Annotated in this window: 14 protein-coding genes; 5 read left to right on the top strand and 9 right to left on the bottom strand. The window is 72.4% G+C overall.

What is annotated here, in order from left to right; translation table 11 throughout:
- Positions 1-93: 93 nt before the first annotated feature.
- The 8 genes from QJ852_10370 to glgP all read right to left on the bottom strand — a co-directional run bounded on the left by QJ852_10370 (position 94) and on the right by glgP (position 10351).
- Positions 94-2424, bottom strand: coding sequence for a pyruvate dehydrogenase (locus QJ852_10370; protein WGX98834.1), 2331 nt, complete (start codon positions 2422-2424; stop codon positions 94-96).
- A 4-nt stretch (positions 2425-2428) separates the two neighbouring features.
- Complete coding sequence (locus tag QJ852_10365; GenBank protein ID WGX98833.1) at positions 2429-3583, bottom strand: aminotransferase class I/II-fold pyridoxal phosphate-dependent enzyme; 1155 nt, start codon at positions 3581-3583, stop codon at positions 2429-2431.
- Between the two features lie 44 nt (positions 3584-3627).
- Entirely contained in the window at positions 3628-4422 is a 795-nt protein-coding gene (locus tag QJ852_10360; protein ID WGX98832.1) for an amino acid ABC transporter ATP-binding protein, read from the bottom strand.
- Complete coding sequence (locus QJ852_10355; protein ID WGX98831.1) at positions 4419-5378, bottom strand: amino acid ABC transporter permease; 960 nt, start codon at positions 5376-5378, stop codon at positions 4419-4421. Before QJ852_10355 ends, QJ852_10360 begins: the two co-directional genes overlap by 4 nt.
- A gap of 1 nt (position 5379) precedes the next feature.
- A complete protein-coding gene (locus QJ852_10350) occupies positions 5380-6264 on the bottom strand; it encodes an ABC transporter substrate-binding protein (protein WGX98830.1) in 885 nt (294 codons plus the stop codon).
- A complete protein-coding gene (locus tag QJ852_10345) occupies positions 6261-7052 on the bottom strand; it encodes an IclR family transcriptional regulator (protein ID WGX98829.1) in 792 nt (263 codons plus the stop codon). The genes QJ852_10350 and QJ852_10345 overlap by 4 nt, the downstream gene beginning before the upstream one ends.
- A 4-nt stretch (positions 7053-7056) precedes the next feature.
- Positions 7057-7530, bottom strand: coding sequence for a DUF3830 family protein (locus QJ852_10340; protein ID WGX98828.1), 474 nt, complete (start codon positions 7528-7530; stop codon positions 7057-7059).
- A 235-nt stretch (positions 7531-7765) separates the two neighbouring features.
- The gene (gene glgP / locus QJ852_10335; protein WGX98827.1) at positions 7766-10351 is read right to left on the bottom strand and encodes an alpha-glucan family phosphorylase; all 2586 of its coding nucleotides are present in this window, start codon (positions 10349-10351) and stop codon (positions 7766-7768) included.
- A gap of 218 nt (positions 10352-10569) precedes the next feature.
- On the opposite strand from glgP, the gene QJ852_10330 reads away from it, so the two are divergent.
- The 4 genes from QJ852_10330 to QJ852_10315 are packed head-to-tail and all read left to right on the top strand — an operon-like array spanning position 10570 to position 16904.
- Positions 10570-11811 (top strand): molybdopterin molybdotransferase MoeA, encoded by a 1242-nt coding sequence (locus tag QJ852_10330; GenBank protein ID WGX98826.1) that lies wholly within the window; start codon positions 10570-10572, stop codon positions 11809-11811.
- 34 nt (positions 11812-11845) lie between these two features.
- The gene (locus tag QJ852_10325) at positions 11846-13867 is read left to right on the top strand and encodes an alpha-1,4-glucan--maltose-1-phosphate maltosyltransferase (protein WGX98825.1); all 2022 of its coding nucleotides are present in this window, start codon (positions 11846-11848) and stop codon (positions 13865-13867) included.
- Positions 13864-15579: a maltose alpha-D-glucosyltransferase gene (gene treS, locus QJ852_10320; GenBank protein WGX98824.1), complete on the top strand. Its 1716-nt coding sequence runs from the start codon at positions 13864-13866 to the stop codon at positions 15577-15579. Before QJ852_10325 ends, treS begins: the two co-directional genes overlap by 4 nt.
- On the top strand, positions 15576-16904 hold the full coding sequence (locus tag QJ852_10315) for a hypothetical protein (GenBank protein WGX98823.1): 1329 nt from the start codon (positions 15576-15578) through the stop codon (positions 16902-16904). Before treS ends, QJ852_10315 begins: the two co-directional genes overlap by 4 nt.
- A gap of 4 nt (positions 16905-16908) precedes the next feature.
- Here the strand turns inward: QJ852_10315 and QJ852_10310 are convergent, their stop codons facing one another.
- Complete coding sequence (locus tag QJ852_10310; protein ID WGX98822.1) at positions 16909-17925, bottom strand: hypothetical protein; 1017 nt, start codon at positions 17923-17925, stop codon at positions 16909-16911.
- Between the two features lie 118 nt (positions 17926-18043).
- On the opposite strand from QJ852_10310, the gene QJ852_10305 reads away from it, so the two are divergent.
- Positions 18044-18424, top strand: a complete 381-nt coding sequence (locus QJ852_10305) for a hypothetical protein (protein WGX98821.1) — start codon at positions 18044-18046, stop codon at positions 18422-18424.
- The last annotated feature ends 196 nt before the right edge of the window (positions 18425-18620 follow it).

The raw sequence follows: 18620 nt of genomic DNA, 5'->3' as shown, positions 1-18620 counted from the left end.
GTATGTAGCCGAGCCGCCGCTTCCCCTGCCGAACTCCGCTACAGAAGCGGCCCTTCGCCTACATCCCGTGATGAAGCCGCAGCCGCTGCCGCCTCAGGCCCCGACGAGCGTCAGCGCGGCATCGACGATCGCGTGCGTGTCGATGCCGTGCAGCGCGTGTGCGTCCGCGAGCGTCGAGGACTGGCCGAACTCGACCACGCCCAGATTGCGGGTCCGGTCGCCGCGCACCCCGGCGAGGAAGGCGAGGGTGTGCGGATGCCCGTCGAGCACGGTCACCAGCGGCGCCGGTCGGGCGGCCGGCAGCAGCTCGCCGAGGATGCCGGTGTCGGGGCCCTCCTGGAACGCGCGGAAGACCAGGTCGGGACTCGTCAGGCAGATCACCCCCACGCACCGGCCGAGCCGCTCGAGCGTCCGGGCGGCGGCGATGACCTCGGGCATGATCGCGCCGACGCCGACCAGGGTGACCTCGTCGCCGTCCGCGTGAGCCGGACCGATCCGGTAGCCGCCCGCGATCGCCTGCCGCCGGCGTCGGGCCAGCAGCGCCGGCTCCTCGGGCAGCCCGGCGAGCGCGGGATCGATCGGGCGCGTCGACAGCCGGAAGTACGACGAGGTCCCGCCGGGCCGACCGACCTGCCCCATCGCGTGCAGCAGGCACCACTCGAGGTCCTGCGGGAACGCCGGCTCCCACGCCACGCAGCCCGGCTGCTCGAGCCCGATCGACGGGGTGGTGATCGACTGATGGGCGCCGCCCTCCGGGGCGAGGGTGACGCCGGACGGCGTGCCGACGAGGATCGACTGCCCACCGGAGTAGATGCCGTAGGACCACGGCTCCAGCGCCCGCGCGACGAACGGGTCGTAGAGCGTCGCGATCGGGATGAGCGGCTGTCCCCACCGACTCCAGGTGGTGCCCAGTTCGGCTGCCAGGCAGACGAGGTTGACCTCGGCGATCCCCAGCTCGATGTGCTGGCCGGTGTCCGCCTCCGCCCAGCGCAGCAGTCGCTCGGGATCGTCGGAGAACCAGTCCTGGCGATCGCGCGGCGCCCAGACCCCGCGCTTGTTGATCCAGCCGCCGAGGTTCGTGGACGAGGCGACGTCGGGGCTGCACGTCACCACCCGCCCGGCGGTCTCCGGCGCGTCGCGGCTGAGGTCGGCGAGGATCCGGCCGAGCGCGGCCTGGGTGGAGATCGGCTTGCGGAACGGGCGGCCCAGCTCCGCGGGGACCGCGGCCGGCTCCCCCACCTCGACCGCCGTACGACGCAGCGCGTGGCCGCGCTCGCGCGCCAGCCGACCCGCGGCCGATTCCGGCGCCGGGAGAGCCCACCGGTCCTCGGCGTCGACCCCGCAGGAGTGCGCGAGGGCGCGCATCTGCGGGGGCGTCAGCAGGGCCGAGTGGTTGGCGGGGTGCCCCTCGGTCGGCAGTCCTCGTCCCTTGATCGTGTAGGCGAAGACCACCGTCGGACGGCGGCTGTCGACCTGGGCGAAGGCGTCGACGAGCAGGCCGAGGTCGTGACCGCCGAGGTCGCGGACGGCGGCGGCGAGCTCGTCGGGGTCGAGCGTGGCGGCCAGCGCACGCAGCGCGGGCGCGGCGTCCGGGCCGGCGACCCGTTCGGCGAGCTCCCCGGGCGGGACCCGGAGCAGCCGCTGGTACTCCTCGTTGGGCATCGCCTCGAGGCGGGCGCGGAGGTCGGCGCCGCCGGGACGCTCGAACAGTGCCGAGATCCGCCGTCCCCACTTGAGCGTCATCGTCTGCCAGCCGGCCGCGGCGAACATGCCCCGCAGCCGCTCGGCCTGGATGTCCGGCACCACGCGGTCCAACGACTGCCGGTTGAGGTCGACCACCCAGAGCACCTCACCGAGCTGGCCCACCGCCGGGTCGGCGATCGCCTCCCACACCGCTCCCTCGTCGAGCTCCGCGTCCCCGAGCAGGCTGACGAAGCGACCGGCGGGTGGCGTCGCGGCCGAGTGCGAGCGCAGGTAGCGGTGTGCGAGGGCCGCCCACAGCGGCGCGGTCGCCCCGATCCCGACCGATCCGGTGGAGAAGTCCACCGGATCGGGGTCCTTGAGCCGGCTCGGGTAGCTCTGCAGGCCGCCCTTCGCCCGCAACCGGGTCAGGTAGGACGGGTCCAGCTCCCCGAGCAGGTAGTTGATCGCGTGCAGCACCGGAGAGGCGTGCGGCTTGACCGAGACCCGGTCGAGCGCGGTCAGCTCGTGGAACCACAGCGCCACCATGATGTCGACCATGGAGGCCGACGACGCCTGGTGGCCGCCGACCTTGAGGCCCGAGGGGTCCGGCCGGTCGTGGTTGGCGGTGTCGACCATCGCGGTCGAGAGCCACAGCACGCGGCGGGCGATCTCGCGCAGGGTGGCGAGCTCGTCGGCGTCGGGGCCGGGGTGGGCGGGCTCGGCGAGGGGGGCGGCGGTCATCGGCTCACCCGGCGCTCGCGTCCAGCGCCTGGGCATAGTCGGCGATCAGGTCCGCGGTGTCCTCGCAGCCGATCGACAGCCGGATCAGGTTGTCCCGCTTCGGCATGGGGTAGACGAGCGTGTGCACGTCGCCGAGGCTGACGGCGATCGCGGACAGCTCGAGGGCCGCGGCGAACCGGCCCATCGTGTCCGCATCGCCGTGCAGCCGGATCGCCATCATGCCGCCGTAGCCGTCGGGCAGCAGCTTGCCGGCCAGCTCGTGGTGGGGGTGGGAGGGCAGACCGGGGTAGCTGACGAGGGCGACCTCGGGCCGCGACTCCAGGAACTGCGCCACGGCCAGCGCGTTCGTGCTGCTCGCGCTCATCCGCAGACCGAGCGTCCGCATGCCGCGCAGGATCAGCCACGAGTTGAAGGGGCTGACGGCCGCGCCGAGCGCGTCGAGGTGGAAGCGGACCTTGTCGACGAGCTCCTTGCGGCCGGCGACCACGCCGGCGACCGCGTCGCCGTGGCCGCCGAGCCACTTCGTGGCCGAGTGCACGACGAGGTCGGCCCCGTGCTCGAGCGGGCGCAGCAGCCGCGGCGAGAGGAAGGTGTTGTCCACGACCAGGGTCAGGCCGTGCTCCCGCGACAGCGCGGCGAGGGCCGGCAGATCGGCGACGTCCATGTGCGGGTTCGACAACGACTCGGCAAACACCGCCCTGGTGTTCGGGCGCACCGCCGCCGCGACGGCGTCGAGGTCGGTGACGTCGACGTGGGTGACCTCGATGCCGCGCGCGCTCAGTACGTCGTCGAGCAGCACCCGGGTGATGACGAACAGGTCGGCCGAGGCGATGCAGTGGTCCCCGGTCCCGAGCACCGAGAGCAGCGCCGTGGCGCAGGCGGCCATGCCGGACGCCCCGACGGCGGCGTCCTCGGCGCCCTCCAGGGCGGCCAGCTTCTGCTCCAGCGCGTACGTCGTCGGGTTGCCGGTGCGGCTGTAGAAGAACACTCCGGGCTCCCACTCCAACGCCCGGTCGACCGCGTCCTCCTTCTCCACGGCGCTGTCGAAGGCGAAGGTCGCGGTCTGGTAGATCGGCGTGTTGAGGGCATGGGTGGTCGGGTCGGTCGCCTCGCCGGCGTGGATGGAGAGCGTGTTCGGGCCGAGGGATGCGGTGGTCATGGAGTGACTACTTCCTAGCGTGGGTGGGGTGCGGAGACGCCGGGTCAGTGGACCCGGGCGAGGAACTTGGCGGCGCGCTCGGTGGCCGGGTTCGCCAGCACGTCGCGCGGCGGTCCCTGCTCGATGACCTGGCCGTCGGCCATCACGACGAGCGCGTCGCCGACGTCGCGGGCGAATCCCATCTCGTGGGTGACCACGACCATGGTCATGCCCCGCTCGGCGAGGCCGCGCATGACGTCGAGGACGTCGCCGACCAGCTCGGGGTCGAGCGCGCTGGTCGGTTCGTCGAAGAGCATCAGCCGTGGCTCCATCGCCAAGGCACGGGCGATGGCGACGCGCTGCTGCTGGCCGCCGGACAGCTCGGCCGGGTAGGCGTCGGCCTTGTCGCCGAGGCCGACCTGCTGCAGGAGGCCGTGGGCGAGCTCGACGGCATCGCGCTTCGCCAGCCCGCGCAGGTGCCGGGGCGCCTCGACGATGTTCTGGGTGACGGTCATGTGCGCGAACAGGTTGAAGTGCTGGAACACCATGCCGGTGCGGGCCCGCTGGCGGGCGACCTCGTGCGGGCGCAGCTCGTGCAGCCGGCCGCGGTGCTCGCGGTAGCCGACGAGATCGCCGTCGACGTACAGGCGTCCGCTGTCGATGCGCTCCAGGTGGTTGATGCAGCGCAGGAAGGTCGACTTGCCGCTGCCCGACGGGCCGACGATGACCTGCACCTGGCCGGGCGCGACCTCGAGGTCGATGCCGCGCAGCACCTCGTTGCTGCCGTAGCTCTTGCGGATCGCGTGCGCCGAGACGGCCGCCACGGGAGTCGTCGGCACGGTGGCGGTCGCGGCGCTCATGCGACCGCCCTCCGCACTCGCCGCGGCGTTCGGGCACGCCGGGCGCGCACGGTCGCGATGCCGCTGCGGCCGCGGCCGAGGCGCCGCTCGAGCAGGGACTGCAGGAAGGAGAACAGCGTGGTCAGCGCGAGGTACCAGATGCTCGCGACGACGAGGAGCTCGAGTGTGCGCAGGTTGACGGAGTAGATCGTCTCCACCGACCCGAGGAGCTCCTGGACCGCGATCACACTGGCCAGGGCCGAGTACTTGAGCATGCTGACGAACTCATTGCCCAGCGGCGGTACGGCGACCGGGATCGCCTGCGGGAGGACGATGCGCCGCATGGTCCGGCGCGGCTCCAGCCCGAGCGCGGCCGCCGCCTCGACCTGCCCCCGGCTGACCGAGGTGATGCCAGCGCGGACGATCTCGGCGATATACGCACCCGAGTTCAGGGCCAGTCCGAGGATCGCCGCGTTGAGCGGGGTGACCACGGTGTTCGACTCGACCGAGAAGAGGCTGACGTCGGTGAACGGGATCGTGACGCCCAGGGTCGGGAAGACGATGCCGATGTTGAACCAGAACACCAGCTGGACCAGGACCGGGGTGCCCCGGAACAGCCAGATGTAGGCGCCCGCGGTCCAGCGCAGCACCGGGTTGTCGGAGAGCCGGCCGATGGCCGCGACCACGCCGATCACCAGGCCCAGGGCCATGGACACCACGGTGAGGACCAGGGTCAGCCGGACGCCGTCCAGGATCACCGGGTCGAAGAGGTAGTCGGGGATCACCCCGAAGTCGAACTCCTCGTTGCCCGCGACCGTGACCGCCAGCCAGACGAGCAGGAGCACCAGCACGGCGCCGGCCGCCATCCGGCCGGGATGGCGTACCGGAACCGCGCGGATCGCCTCGGCCTCGCCGGCTCCTGCGGTGCGACCCGGGTCGCCGGCCGGCGTACCGGTGGCGGCTGTCGGGATGGTCATGTCACTGGCTGCCGACGGCATTGACCACGCTCTTGTCGATCACGTTGTTGTCCAGGCCGTACTCGCCCATCACCTCGCCGTAGGTGCCGTCGTCGATGAGCGACTGGAGGGCTGCCTGGATCGCGTCGCGCAGCTCGGTCGACGACTTCGGGAACGCCAGGCCGGCGAAGACCTCGTCGTAGACGCCCTCGAGGATCTCGAAGCCGTCCTGGCCCGCCGTGTTGACCGCGTAGGAGCCGGCCAGGGTGTTGACGAGGTAGGCATCGGCACGGCCGTTGCGCATCGCGAGCATCGCGTCGGGGTCGTCGGGCAGCTGGAGCATCTCGATCGGCTCCGAGCAGCTGGCGTTCTGGGTCTTCACCAGGGCGATCTGGGTGCTGCCCTTGGTGACCGCGACCGTCTTCCCGCACAGGCTGTCGAGGTCGCTGAGCCTCTCCGGGTTGCCCTTCTCCACCAGGATCGAGGTGCCGTCGCGGAACTGGGTGACGAAGTCGACCATCTCCTCGCGCTCGGCGGTGTCGTTGAGGTCGGTGGCGAAGTCGTACTGCTTGGACTGGATGCCCGGGATGATGGCGGCGAAGTCGATGACGTTCCAGTCGATGGTGACGCCGAGCCGCTTCGCGACCTCCTCCATCAGGTCGTGGTCGAACCCGGTGAGCGTCTTGCCGTCCTTCTCGTAGAAGTCGACGGGCGGGTAGATCGAGGTGGCCACCTTCAGCTTGTTCGACTTCTGCACCGCGTCCGGCAGCTTGTCGCGCAGTGCGGCGACCACCGCGGACGGATCGGGTTCGTCCTGCTGGGCGTCGGAGGAGCCGCAGGCGCTCGCGAGGGCGAGCAGCGAGACGACGGCGAGGACGGCGGGGAGACGGGTGCGGCTTCGGTTCATTGCGGATCTCCAGGTGGTGTCGGTTGACCTTGTCCAACTGCTGGGTGGGGGTGCTCCGAGATCTGTGCGGCGGCGGCCCGCAGGTGCTCGGTCAGCTCGTCGAGCCGGTCGTCGAAGGCGACCGAGAAGCCGGCGAGGCCGAGGGACGCCAGCGGGTGACCATGGCTGTCGACGAGCGGGACCGCCAGGGAGGAGACGCCCTCGTCGAGGTCGTCGCGGCCGTAGGCGACGCCGGTACGGCGTACCTCCTCGACGAGGGTGCGCAGCCGGTCTGCGTCCGGCGTGGCCGAAGCATGCCGGGTCAGCGGTCCTTCGAGCACCTGCTCCAGGCGCTCGGGCGGACCGAAGGCCAGGAGCACGTAGCCGGACGGGCAGGCGTGGTAGGGCAGCGTCGAGCCGGCGCGGCCGTACAACTCCACGACGTTGAGGCTCGCGACGTGCTCGAGGCAGATGACGTCGGCCGCGCCGGGGACGTTGAGGAAGACCGGCAGGTTGACCGTCGCGGCCAGCTTCTCCATCGCCGGCCGCGCCTCGCGACGCAGGTCGAAGTCGTCGCTGGCGGCCCGGCCGAGGGCGGCGAGGTCGGGGCCGAGGCGGTACTTCTTGGTCTCCTCGTCCTGGCGGACCATGCCGTCGAGCTGGAGGGTGTAGAGCAGCCGGAAGACCGTCGACCTCCCGAGCCCGAGCTCCCGGCCGAGGTCCGAGGCACCCAGCGGCCGGTCGGCCCGGGCGAGGGCGCGCAACAGCGAGATCGCCTTCTGGACGCCCTCGACCTCGTAGCGCGGCATCGGGTCAGCCCGCCATCCGGATCACGATGTCCTCGCGACCGTGGGCCAGGATGTGGTCGCCGGCCGCGTAGAAGTCGTCGAGCTGCTCGGGGAGCACCTCGGCGAAGAGGTTCCCGCGGATGCCGGTCTCGGTGACGATCCGCAGGTCGCCGTGGCCGTACCAGAGCGCGATCTCGGCACCGTCCCCCTGGATCCGGTCCTGGTGGACGTGCATCCCGGCGTACAGGTTCTCGGGGAAGTAGTAGTAGACGATCTGGCCGCGCTTGGGCCACACCACATGGTTCTCCAGCGGGATGTCGACCGGCGGGCAGTACACGTAGAACTCCTGGCCGGAGTAGATCGAGTGGTAGCTCGCGCCGGTGACGGTCTCCCCCAGCATCGTCCGGATCGCCGTGCACGTCTTCGGTGCGGACTCGTCGAGCAGCGCGGCCTGGAAGGTCTTGCCCTGGCCCGTGAACTCGATGTCGATCAGCGTCATGAATCTGGCCCTCGTTTCACTATGCGAAACACCTGTGCGATATGCGCACGATGTGATCTGGACCATAGACCTCGGCGCCGTGCAGCGGAACCCCCTGGCGGCAAGTCGTCGACGCCCGTCGAGGAAAAGTCACCGAGCCGAAACACAGGCCGGGGGCCGGTCGAGAACGCACCGACCCGTCGCGTTTGAACGCGACGGGTCGGTGGCTCTCAGAGGTTCAGATGCGACGGGTCGGTCAGGCCAGGGCGACGACCCCCAGCTCGGCGGGGGCGACCAGCAGCGGGTTCGCGGGCAGCACCCGGACGGTGTAGCCGAACGGGCCAGAGCGGCCGAGCGCGACCTCGCCGTCGAAGCGGTGCCGCCCGCCGTCGTACGACTCCACCAACGACAGGGGGACGGCGGAGGCGGCGACGATGTCGTCCTCGGCGTCGACCCGGCCGTGGACCAGCTGCACCTCGACGTCGTGCGGGGAGAGCTCGCCGAGCGCGACGTACGAGCGGACGTGGAGGACGGCGCCGACCTCGGCGACGTCGCCGATGCCCTCGGCCTCGACGTGCTCGACGCGGACGCCGCCCCAGGCGCCACGGACCCGGGCCTTCCAGGCGGCCAGGTCGCGGGCGCCGTTCTCGACGGCGGCCAGCGCCCGGGAGTTGGCCGCGGCCGGGCCGTAGAGCCGCTCGACGTAGTCGCGGACCATCCGGGTGGCGAGCACCTTGGGGCCGAGGTTGGCCCAGGTGGCGCGCAGCATCTCGACCCAGCCGGCGGGCACGCCCTCGTGGTCGTGGTCGTAGAACCGGGGCGCGACCCCGTTCTCGATGAGGTCGTAGAGGGCGGCGGCCTCGAGGTCGTCGCGCTGGTCGGAGTAGTCCTCCAGGCCGTCGGCGGACGGGATCGGCCAGCCGAACTCCGGCTCGTACCACTCGTCCCACCAGCCGTCGAGGATCGACAGGTTCAGGCCGCCGTTGAGCGCCGCCTTCATCCCGGACGTGCCGCAGGCCTCGTAGGGTCGCAGCGGGTTGTTGAGCCACACGTCGCAACCCGGGTAGAGCGGCTGGGCGAGGGCGATGTCGTAGTTGGGCAGGAAGACGATCCGGTGCCGCACGTCCTCGGCGTCGGCGAAGCGGACCAGCTCCTGGATCAGCCGCTTGCCACCGTCGTCGGCGGGATGGGCCTTGCCGGCGACCACCAGCTGCACCGGCCGCTCGGGATGCAGCAGCAGCGCCCTGAGCCGGCCGGGGTCGCGCAGCATCAGCGTGAGTCGCTTGTACGACGGCACCCGCCGGGCGAACCCGATGGTCAGCACGTCGGGGTCGAGGGCGTCGTCGATCCAACCGAGCTCGGCGGACGAGGCACCGCGCTTCTCCCACGACCTGCGCAGCCGGCGGCGGGCGTCGTCGACGAGCCGCTCGCGCAGCCGGCGCTTGGTGCGCCACACGTCGACGCCGGGCACCTTGTCGAAGGCCGCCCAGAACGCGGCGGCGTCGTCGCCGTCGTAGTCGGCGCCCTGCGCCTCGGCGAGCGCCGCGACCTCGGGCGCGACCCAGGTGGGCGCGTGCACGCCGTTGGTGATCGAGGTGATCGGCACCTCGGCCTCGTCGAAGGCCGGCCACAGTCCGTTGAACATGCCGCGGCTGACGTGGCCGTGCAGCTGCGAGACCCCGTTGGCCCGCTGGGCCAGGCGGAAGCCCATGACCGCCATGTTGAACACGCCGGGGTCGCCGCCGGCGTAGTCCTCGGCGCCCAGGGCGAGCACCTGGTCGACGGGTACGCCGGGCGTGGCGCCGTGCTCGCCGAGGTACTGCTCGACCAGGGTGCGCGGGAACCGGTCGATGCCGGCGGGCACCGGGGTGTGGGTGGTGAAGACGGTCGACGCGCGGCCGGCCTCGAGCGCAGCGGCGAAGTCGAGGTCGCCGTCGGCCGTCAGCTCGCGGATCCGCTCCACCCCGAGGAAGCCCGCGTGGCCCTCGTTGGTGTGGAAGACCTCGGGCTCGGGCGCCCCGGTGATCCGGGAGAAGGCCCGCAGCGCCCGCACGCCGCCGACGCCCAGCAGCAGTTCCTGACGCAGGCGGTGCTCGGTGTTGCCGCCGTACAGCCGGTCGGTGACGAGCCGGTAGGCCTCCGGGTTCTCCTCGACGTCGGTGTCGAGCAGCAGCAGCGGCACCCGGCCGACGCTGGCCACGAAGACCCGGGCCAGGAGGTCCGGGCCGTCGGGCATCCGGATCGCGATCGTCGTCCGGCTGCCGTCGTGCTCGTGGAGGAGCGAGAGCGGCAGGCCGCCGGGGTCGAGGACCGGGTAGCTCTCCTGCTGCCAGCCGTCGCGGGAGAGCGCCTGCTTGAAGTAGCCGTGACGGTAGAGCAGCCCGACGCCGACGATCGGCACACCCAGGTCGCTGGCGGCCTTGAGGTGGTCGCCGGCGAGGATGCCGAGGCCGCCGGAGTACTGCGGCAGCACGGCCGTGATGCCGTACTCCGGCGAGAAGTAGGCGACCGAGCGAGGCCAGGTGCCGTCCGGGTCCGCGGCCCGGGCCCGCTGGTACCACCGGTCCTGCGCGAGGTACGACGCCAGGTCGGCCCGCACCTCGGCCACCCGTCGCACGTAGGCGTCGTCAGCCACCAGCTCGGCCCACCGCTCGGCGCTCACCTCGCCCAGCAGTCGCAGGGGGTCGCGCCCGACCTCCTGCCACAGCTCGGCATCCACCGTCTCGAAGAGGGCCTGCGTCGGCGGGTGCCACGACCAGCGCAGGTTGGCCGCGAGCTCGCCCAGCGAGGCGAGCGCGTCGGGCAGGACGGGGCGGACCGTGAACCTCCGGATCGCACGCATGGACCGACGTTAGCCAATCGGACTTGAACGATCCAAGAGCGCGCCGTCCCGAGCCCGATCGCGGACCCGATCACGGACCCGATCACGGACCCGATAGACGCGACCCGCGGTTGCGCGTAACGCCGGGCGTCCCATCTCCGTTGTGCCGGTACAGACGGGCGGGGTGGAGTCATGGGGGCCGCCCTGCCCGTCGTCGATCGGGGCCTAGGCTGGCGGGGATGAGCACGCCAGCCCCCCTGCGCCCGGTCCCCGAGCATCAGCGTCACGTCGCCGCCCTCCTCGCCGCGGGACACGGCCCGGACCGGCCCTGGCCCACCGAGCCGGTGCCGCTCGACCGGGCACGCGGGCGGGTGCTCGGCGAGCCGGTCACGGCGCCCGAGCCGCTGCCGGCCTTCGACAACTCCGGCATGGACGGGTACGCCGTGCGCGCCGCCGAGGTCGCGGGGGCCACCCCGGACACCCCGGTCCGCCTGCCGGTCGGCGAGGACATCCCCGCCGGGGCGCCGGTGGGCGAGCTCGCGCCGGGGCAGGTCCGCCGGATCATGACCGGCGCCGCCGTCCCGGCCGGTGCCGACGCGGTGGTCGAGGTGGAGGCGACCGACGGTGGCACGGAGACCGTCGAGATCCGTGAGGCGCGGCCCGTCGGCAGCTTCGTGCGCACCGCCGGCTCCGACGTCGCCGCCGGGACGGAGGTGCTGGCGCCGGGTACGACGCTCGGCCCCGCCCAGCTCGGCGTACTCGCCGCCTTCGGCGTCCGGGAGGTCGTCGTCCGGCGCCGGCCCCGCGTGCTCGTCGTGTCGACCGGCTCCGAGCTGGCCGAGGACCCCGCACCCGGCTCGGGTCAGATCCGCGACGCCAACGGTGCGCTGCTCGCCGCGGCGGTCGAGGAGGCCGGCGGCGTCGCGGTGCGCAAGCTCTGGGTGGAGGACGACGTCCCGACCTTCCTCGCGCTCCTCGACGGCGAGCTGGCGACCGGCGACGTCGACCTCGTGATCACCTCCGGCGGCGTCAGCGCCGGCGCGTACGAGGTCGTCAAGGACGGCCTGGGACCGCGCGGGATCGAGTTCGTGAAGGTCGCGATGCAGCCCGGCATGCCCCAGGGCTCCGGCCTCGTCGGCGGCACGCCCGTCGTCTGCCTGCCCGGCAACCCGGTCAGCGCGCTCACCTCGTGGGAGGTCTTCGTCCGGCCTGCGTTGCGGCTCGCATGCGGGCACCCGCGGCCGCAGCGCGCCGTGGTCCGCGCCACGCTCACCGAGCCGTTGCAGCCGCTGCGCGGCAAGCGCCAGCTGCGCCGCGCCCGCCTCGACCGGGCCGCGGGAACGGTCGAGCCGTGGGGGCCCCCGGGCTCGGGCTTCCTGGGCTGGTTCGCCGGTGCCGACGCGCTGATCGACCTCCCTGCCGACGGCGCACCGCTCGCCGCCGGCGACCCGGTCGAGGTCTGGGACCTGGCGTCCGACTAGACGCGACCCATCGGTGACTCGATAGGTTCGAGCCATGGTCGGACGCATCCCCGTGATCGACGTCGAGCCGGTCCTCGAGGCCGGAACCACCCACCCCACCGAGAGCCCCCGCCTGCCCGTCAAGGCCGCCCTGGGCGAGCCCTTCCCGGTCCGGGCGACCGTGTTCCGCGAGGGGCATGACCGCCTCGGCGCGGAGGTGGTGCTGACCGGCCCCGACGGCGTACGACGACCGCCGGTGCGGATGCGGCCGCTGCCCGCCCGTGACCGGTTCACCGTCGACCGGCACGAGGCGTGGGTGTGCGCCGACGCCGAGGGCCCGTGGACCTTCGAGATCCAGGCGTGGTCGGATCCCATCGCGACCTGGGAGCACGCCGCGGGCATCAAGATCCGCGCGGGCATCGACGTGGAGCTGATGTTCGCCGAGGGCCGGCTGCTGCTCGACCGGGTGCTCGCGGCCGGCGCGCTGAGCAGCGCCGAGGAGGCGACCGTACGCGCCGCGGTCACCGCCGCCGAGGACGCGACCCGACCGGTCGAGGCGCGGCTCGCCCAACTGGAGTCCCCCGAGCTCGCCGCGGTGCTCGAGGCGCACCCGCTGCGCGACCTGCTCACCGTCGAGGGGCCCTTCCCCGTCTTCGTCGACCGCTCCCGCGCGCTGTTCGGCAGCTGGTACGAGCTGTTCCCGCGCTCGGAGGGCGCGACCTACGACCCGGCGACCGGCGAGGTCACCAGCGGCACCTTCCGCACAGCGGCGCAGCGGCTTCCCGCGGTCGCCGCGATGGGCTTCGACGTGGTCTACCTGCCGCCGATCCACCCGATCGGCGAGGTCAACCGCAAGGGCCCCAACAACACGGTGCTGCCCGACGGCGAGCCCAGTCCGCCGGACTGGACGGGCTCGCCCTGGGCCATCGGCAGCAGGGACGGCGGCCACGACGCCGTCCACCCCGACCTCGGGACGATCGAGGACTTCGACGCCTTCGTCGCCGCCGCCCGCGCCCTCGACCTGGAGGTCGCGCTCGACCTCGCGCTGCAGTGCGCTCCCGACCATCCCTGGGTCGCGGCCCACCCGGAGTGGTTCACGACCCGCGCCGACGGCTCCATCGCCTACGCCGAGAACCCGCCCAAGAAGTACCAGGACATCTACCCGGTCAACTTCGACAACGACCCGGCCGGGATCTCCGCCGAGGTGCTGCGCGTGGTCCGCCACTGGATGGACCACGGGGTGCGGATCTTCCGCGTCGACAACCCCCACACCAAGCCGGTGGCGTTCTGGCAGTGGCTGCTGGCCGAGGTCCGGCGCACCGACCCCGATGTGCTCTTCCTCGCCGAGGCGTTCACCAAGCCGCCGATGCTGCAGACCCTCGGTGCGGTCGGCTTCCACCAGTCCTACACCTACTTCACCTGGCGCACCGAGAAGGTCGACGTCGAGGACTACCTGCGCGAGGTGTCCCAGGAGTCGGCGCACCGGATCCGGCCGAACTTCTTCGTCAACACCCCCGACATCCTCCACGAGTTCCTCCAGTACGGCGGCACCGGCGCCTTCCGCATCCGCGCCGTGCTGGCGTCGATGTCGTCGCCCAGCTGGGGCATGTACGCCGGCTACGAGCTCGGCGAGCATGTCGCGGTCCGGCCCGGCAGCGAGGAGTACCTCGACTCGGAGAAGTACCAGATCCGGGTCCGGGACTGGTCGGCGCCGAGCCCCCTGACGCCGTACGTCACCCGGCTCAACGAGATCCGGCGCGCCCACCCGGCCCTCCAACTGCTGCGCAACCTGCGGCTGCACAGCGCCGAGGACGACCACGTCGTGTGCTGGTCGAAGACCGCCACGCTCCCCGGCGGGTCCAGCGACCTGGTGATCGTCGTCCTCAGCCTCGACCCGCACCAGGTCCGCGAGTCGATGGTGCACCTCGACCTGGCCGCCCTCGGCCTCCCGCCGGGCAGCTCGTTCACCGTCCACGACGAGCTGAGCGAAGCGACGTGGACGTGGGACGAGCACAACTACGTCCGGCTCGATCCCGCGCAGCCGGCGCACATCCTGACCGTGAAGGAGCACCCGTGAGCGAGGTCTCGACCGGCTCGACCACCAGGGACCTCGTCCTGGGCGACCAGCCCGAGTGGTTCCGGACCGCGGTGTTCTACGAGGTGCTGGTGCGCTCCTTCCGCGACTCCGACGCCGACGGGACCGGTGACTTCCAGGGTCTGACCGAGAAGCTCGACTACCTGCAGTGGTTGGGCGTCGACTGCCTGTGGGTGCCGCCGTTCTTCACCTCGCCGCTGCGCGACGGCGGGTACGACGTCGCCGACTACACCGGGATCCTCCCCGAGATCGGCACCGTCGAGGACTTCCACGCCTTCCTCGACGCCGCGCACGAGCGCGGGATCCGGGTGATCATCGACTTCGTCATGAACCACACGAGCGACGCGCACCCGTGGTTCCAGGCCTCCCGCGCCGACCCGGACGGCCCCTACGGCGACTTCTACGTCTGGTCCGACACCGACGAGCTCTACCAGGACGCGCGCATCATCTTCGTCGACACCGAGCCGTCGAACTGGACCTGGGACCAGGCCCGCGGCCAGTACTACTGGCACCGGTTCTTCCACCACCAACCGGACCTCAACTTCGACAACCCGGCCGTGCACGACGCGATGCTGGAGGCGATGGCCTTCTGGCTCGACATGGGTCTCGACGGATTCCGGCTCGACGCGGTGCCCTACCTCTACGAGCGGCCCGGCACCAACGGCGAGAACCTCCCCGAGACCCATGAGTTCCTGCGCAAGGTGCGCCGGTTCGTCGACGACAACTACCCGGGCCGGGTCCTGCTCTGCGAGGCCAATCAGTGGCCCACCGACGTCGTCGAGTACTTCGGCGACCCCGAGGTCGGCGGGGACGAGTGCCACATGGCGTTCCACTTCCCGGTGATGCCGCGCATCTTCATGGCGGTGCGCCGCGAGTCGCGCTTCCCGATCTCGGAGATCATGGACCAGACACCGGCGATCCCTGCCGGCTGCCAGTGGGGCATCTTCCTGCGCAACCACGACGAGCTGACGCTCGAGATGGTGACCGACGAGGACCGCGACTACATGTGGGGCGAGTACGCCAAGGACCCCCGGATGAAGGCCAATATCGGCATCCGCCGCCGCCTCGCTCCCCTGCTCGACAACGACACCAACCAGATCGAGCTGTTCACCGCGCTGCTGCTCTCGCTGCCCGGCTCGCCGGTGCTCTACTACGGCGACGAGATCGGGATGGGCGACAACATCTGGCTCGGCGACCGCGACGGCGTGCGCACGCCGATGCAGTGGACGCCCGACCGCAACGCCGGCTTCTCGTCGGCGACTCCGGGCAAGCTGCACCTGCCGGCGATCCAGGACCCGGTCTACGGCTACCAGAGCGTCAACGTCGAGGCGCAGCTGGAGAACCCGTCCTCGCTGCTGCACTGGACCCGCCGGATGATCCACATCCGCCGCCAGCACGACGCCTTCGGGCTCGGCACCTTCGCCGACCTCGGCGGCTCCAACCCGACCGTGCTCTCGTACGTCCGCGAGCACGCCGACGACGACGTCATCCTCTGCGTCAACAACCTCTCCCGCTTCCCGCAGCCGGTCGAGCTGGACCTGCGCCGCTTCGAGGGCCGGGTGCCGGTGGAGCTGCTGGGCGGGGTGCCGTTCCCGAAGATCGGCGAGCTCCCGTATCTCCTGACGCTGAGCGGGCACGGCTTCTACTGGTTCCGGTTGACGGATCCGGAGACGACGGGGAGGCCGGTGCTGTGAGTTCCTCGCCCCTCGCCGCGCACCTCGAGCGCAGCCGCTGGTTCGGCGGCAAGGGCCGCGCGTTCACCGTCTCGGGGACCCGCGAGCTGCTCCGGCTCGGCGCCGCCCCCGAGGTCGTGGTCCTGCTCGTCGAGGTCACCTATGACGACACCGGCGATCGCGACCTCTACCAGGTCCCCCTCGCGCTGTACGACGAGCCGCAGGACCGGCTCGAGCACGCCCACGTCGGGCGCTGGCCGGCGGACGGCACCGGCCGACCGGCGTACGACGCGGCGCACGACCGGGCCGCGATGACGCACTTCCTGCACGCGTTCGGCGAGCGGCCCGGCTTCGTGCGCCTGCCTGGCCACGACCTCGACCTCGACGCGCCCGGCAGCCTGTTCAGCGGCGAGCAGTCGAACTCCTCGGTCCTGTTCGGCGAGGACTCCGTGCTCAAGCTGTTCCGCAAGATCACCCCCGGGGAGAACCCCGACATCACCACGCACCGGGTGCTCACCGAGGCCGGGTCGCCGCACATCGCGCAGCTCTACGGCTGGATCGAGATCGAGGACCTGCAGCTCGGCATGCTGCAGCAGTTCCTGCGCACCGCCAGCGATGGCTGGGACCTCGCGCTGGCCAGCGTCCGCGACCTGTTCGCCGAGGCCGACCTGCACGCCGAGGAGGTCGGCGGCGACTTCGCCGGCGAGGCCGCCCGCCTCGGCACCGCCCTCGCCGAGGTGCACGCCCAGCTGGCCGCGTCCTTCCCCACCACCGAGCTGTCGGGCGCCGCCCTGGCCGCGCCCATGGCCGCCCGGCTCGAGGCCGCGATCGAGGTCGTCCCCGAGCTCGCGGAGTACGCCGACGCCGCGCGCGCGATCTTCGCCGCCGTCGCGCGCCTGGAGGTCGTGTCCGTCCAGCGGATCCATGCCGACCTCCATCTCGGCCAGACCCTGCGCACCGTGGTCGGCTGGAAGCTCGTCGACTTCGAGGGCGAGCCGGCCCGCCCGCTCGCCGAGCGCCTGCTGCCCGACTCCCCCTGGCGCGACGTCGCCGGCATGCTCCGCTCGTTCGACTACGCGCCGCACGCCGTCGCCGAGGCGATGCCCGAGGAGGACCCGGATGTGCTGCACCAGCGCGGTGTCCGCGCCGACGAGTGGGCCCGGCGCAACCGCAAGGCCTTCCTCGCCGCCTACCTCGGCGGACGCCCGCTGTTGCCGGCCGCGCGGGCCCTGCTGACGGCGTACGTCGTCGACAAGGCGGTCTACGAGTGCACCTACGAGGCGCGCAACCGGCCGACCTGGCTGCCGATCCCGCTGGCGGGCGTGGCTCGGCTGACCGCGGGCTGACCCGTCAGGCGCCCCGCAGCGCCGCGTCACACGACGGGGTGCCGCCCGGCTCACCGGTGGCCGGATCCTCGAGACCGGCGAGCAGGTCGCTCCAACTGCCGAAGTCGGCGACCTTCGCGCGGGGCGGCGCCGCGACGTGGACCACACCGCTGCCGTAGTTGCGGTAGTCGATCCGAACGCGCATCGTCCGCATGGTCGGCTCGGCCACGATCCGGCGCAGCCTGCGCGGCACACCGCCCTTGGATTGTGCGAGCGCGTCGAACAGGTCCGCGGCCTCGAACTCGATGGACCGGTAACGCGGTCCCACCCCCACGTCCGCCACCGCACGGATCCGGGCCCGCGGGTCGAGCGGCTTCGCCGTCGGTGCGACCAACTGCGGGAGCACAGCCGGCAGCGCCTCGTCCAGCCGGAGCTCCACCACCACCTGGTGACCGACGTCCGGCGCCGCCGCGTCGCCGTCGGCGAGCACCAGGAAGCCGAGCGCGACCGGCTCGAGAAGCAGCAGCGCCTGATAGGGCAACCCCACCGGGCCGCCCTCCTCCGGGGTCCCGGTCAGGTGCATCCAGCAGTCCATCGCCCTGCCGTCCACCGTCACCCGGATCCAGGTGTCCTCACCGAGCAGGCGCAGCTCGTAGCGGTCGTCCTCGCCCAGCCCGATCGTGACCTCGGCCGCGGGCTGCTCGGCGTCGAAGCGTCCCACGATCGGCGTCTCCCAGAGACCGCCGCCGGTCCAGGACACGTCGAAGTCGGCGTCCGGCTCCTCGAGCAGCCTCTGCTCGGCCGCGTCCACCAGCTCCTGGGCCTCGCGCTCGGTCCCCGGGACCACCTGCGCGCCGCGTCCGTCCTCACTCGCCGCGCCTCCCGGTCCGGCCGGCCTCGGCCCGTCGTCGAGCCGCCCCGCCGTCCCGGCGCTCAGCTCGTCGGTGAGCGCTTCGGGGACACCGCAGGCGGCCAGGACGGAGGTGAGCGCCAGGGCGCCGGCGAGCACGGTGACGGAACGGACCCGGGAGCAGGAGGCCATGTCGCATCCTCGCAGTTGCCGAGTCGCGGCGCCGGGGTTTCGCGGCGCCGGGCACCTGCACGGGATCTGCACATCTCCCGCCCACCTCCTGGCTGGCCGGCGGCCTAGCGTGCGGGATATGAGGACCTCCTCCACCTGGTACGCCGTCGGGCTGTCCCTCGCGCTCGGCACGACGCTGGTCATCGGCTTCGGCATCGCCGCCCTCGGCATCGTCGGGGACGGCGGCCCGCCCGATCTGCTGTACGCCGGCGCGCTCGCGGTCGGCACCGTGGGCGTCGCGGTCGCCCGGCTGCGACCGCACGGCATGGCGCTGGCACTCGGCGCCACCGCCGTCGCCGTCCTCCTCGCCGGGGCGGTCGCCGTGGTCGCGGGGCTCGCCGAGGACGACCAGACGCTCGACGTGCTCTGGCTCAGCGCCGGCTTCGCGGGCCTGTTCGGGCTCTCCGCGTGGGCGTTCGAGCGGTCGGACGGCGCAGGGCACGTCGCTCGACCGAGGTGACCGGCGTCGCGGCGGGCGAGCCGCCCGCGGACCCGGCAGATCACCGGCCGCGGATGCACGCGTGCCGGAACCTGGCGTCGGTGAGGGCCGGGGCCGTCGTACGCCGTCGCCCCTTTCGTCCCACGGGTCACACTGGGCGGGTACTTCCTGCACTTGTCGGGCGTTGCAACGCCCGACAAGCGCCGGAATCGCCGGT

It is taken from the genome of Nocardioides sp. L-11A (genome assembly GCA_029961745.1).
GTDB lineage: Bacteria > Actinomycetota > Actinomycetes > Propionibacteriales > Nocardioidaceae > Nocardioides.
This window is presented reverse-complemented; position numbering and strand designations above follow the sequence as displayed.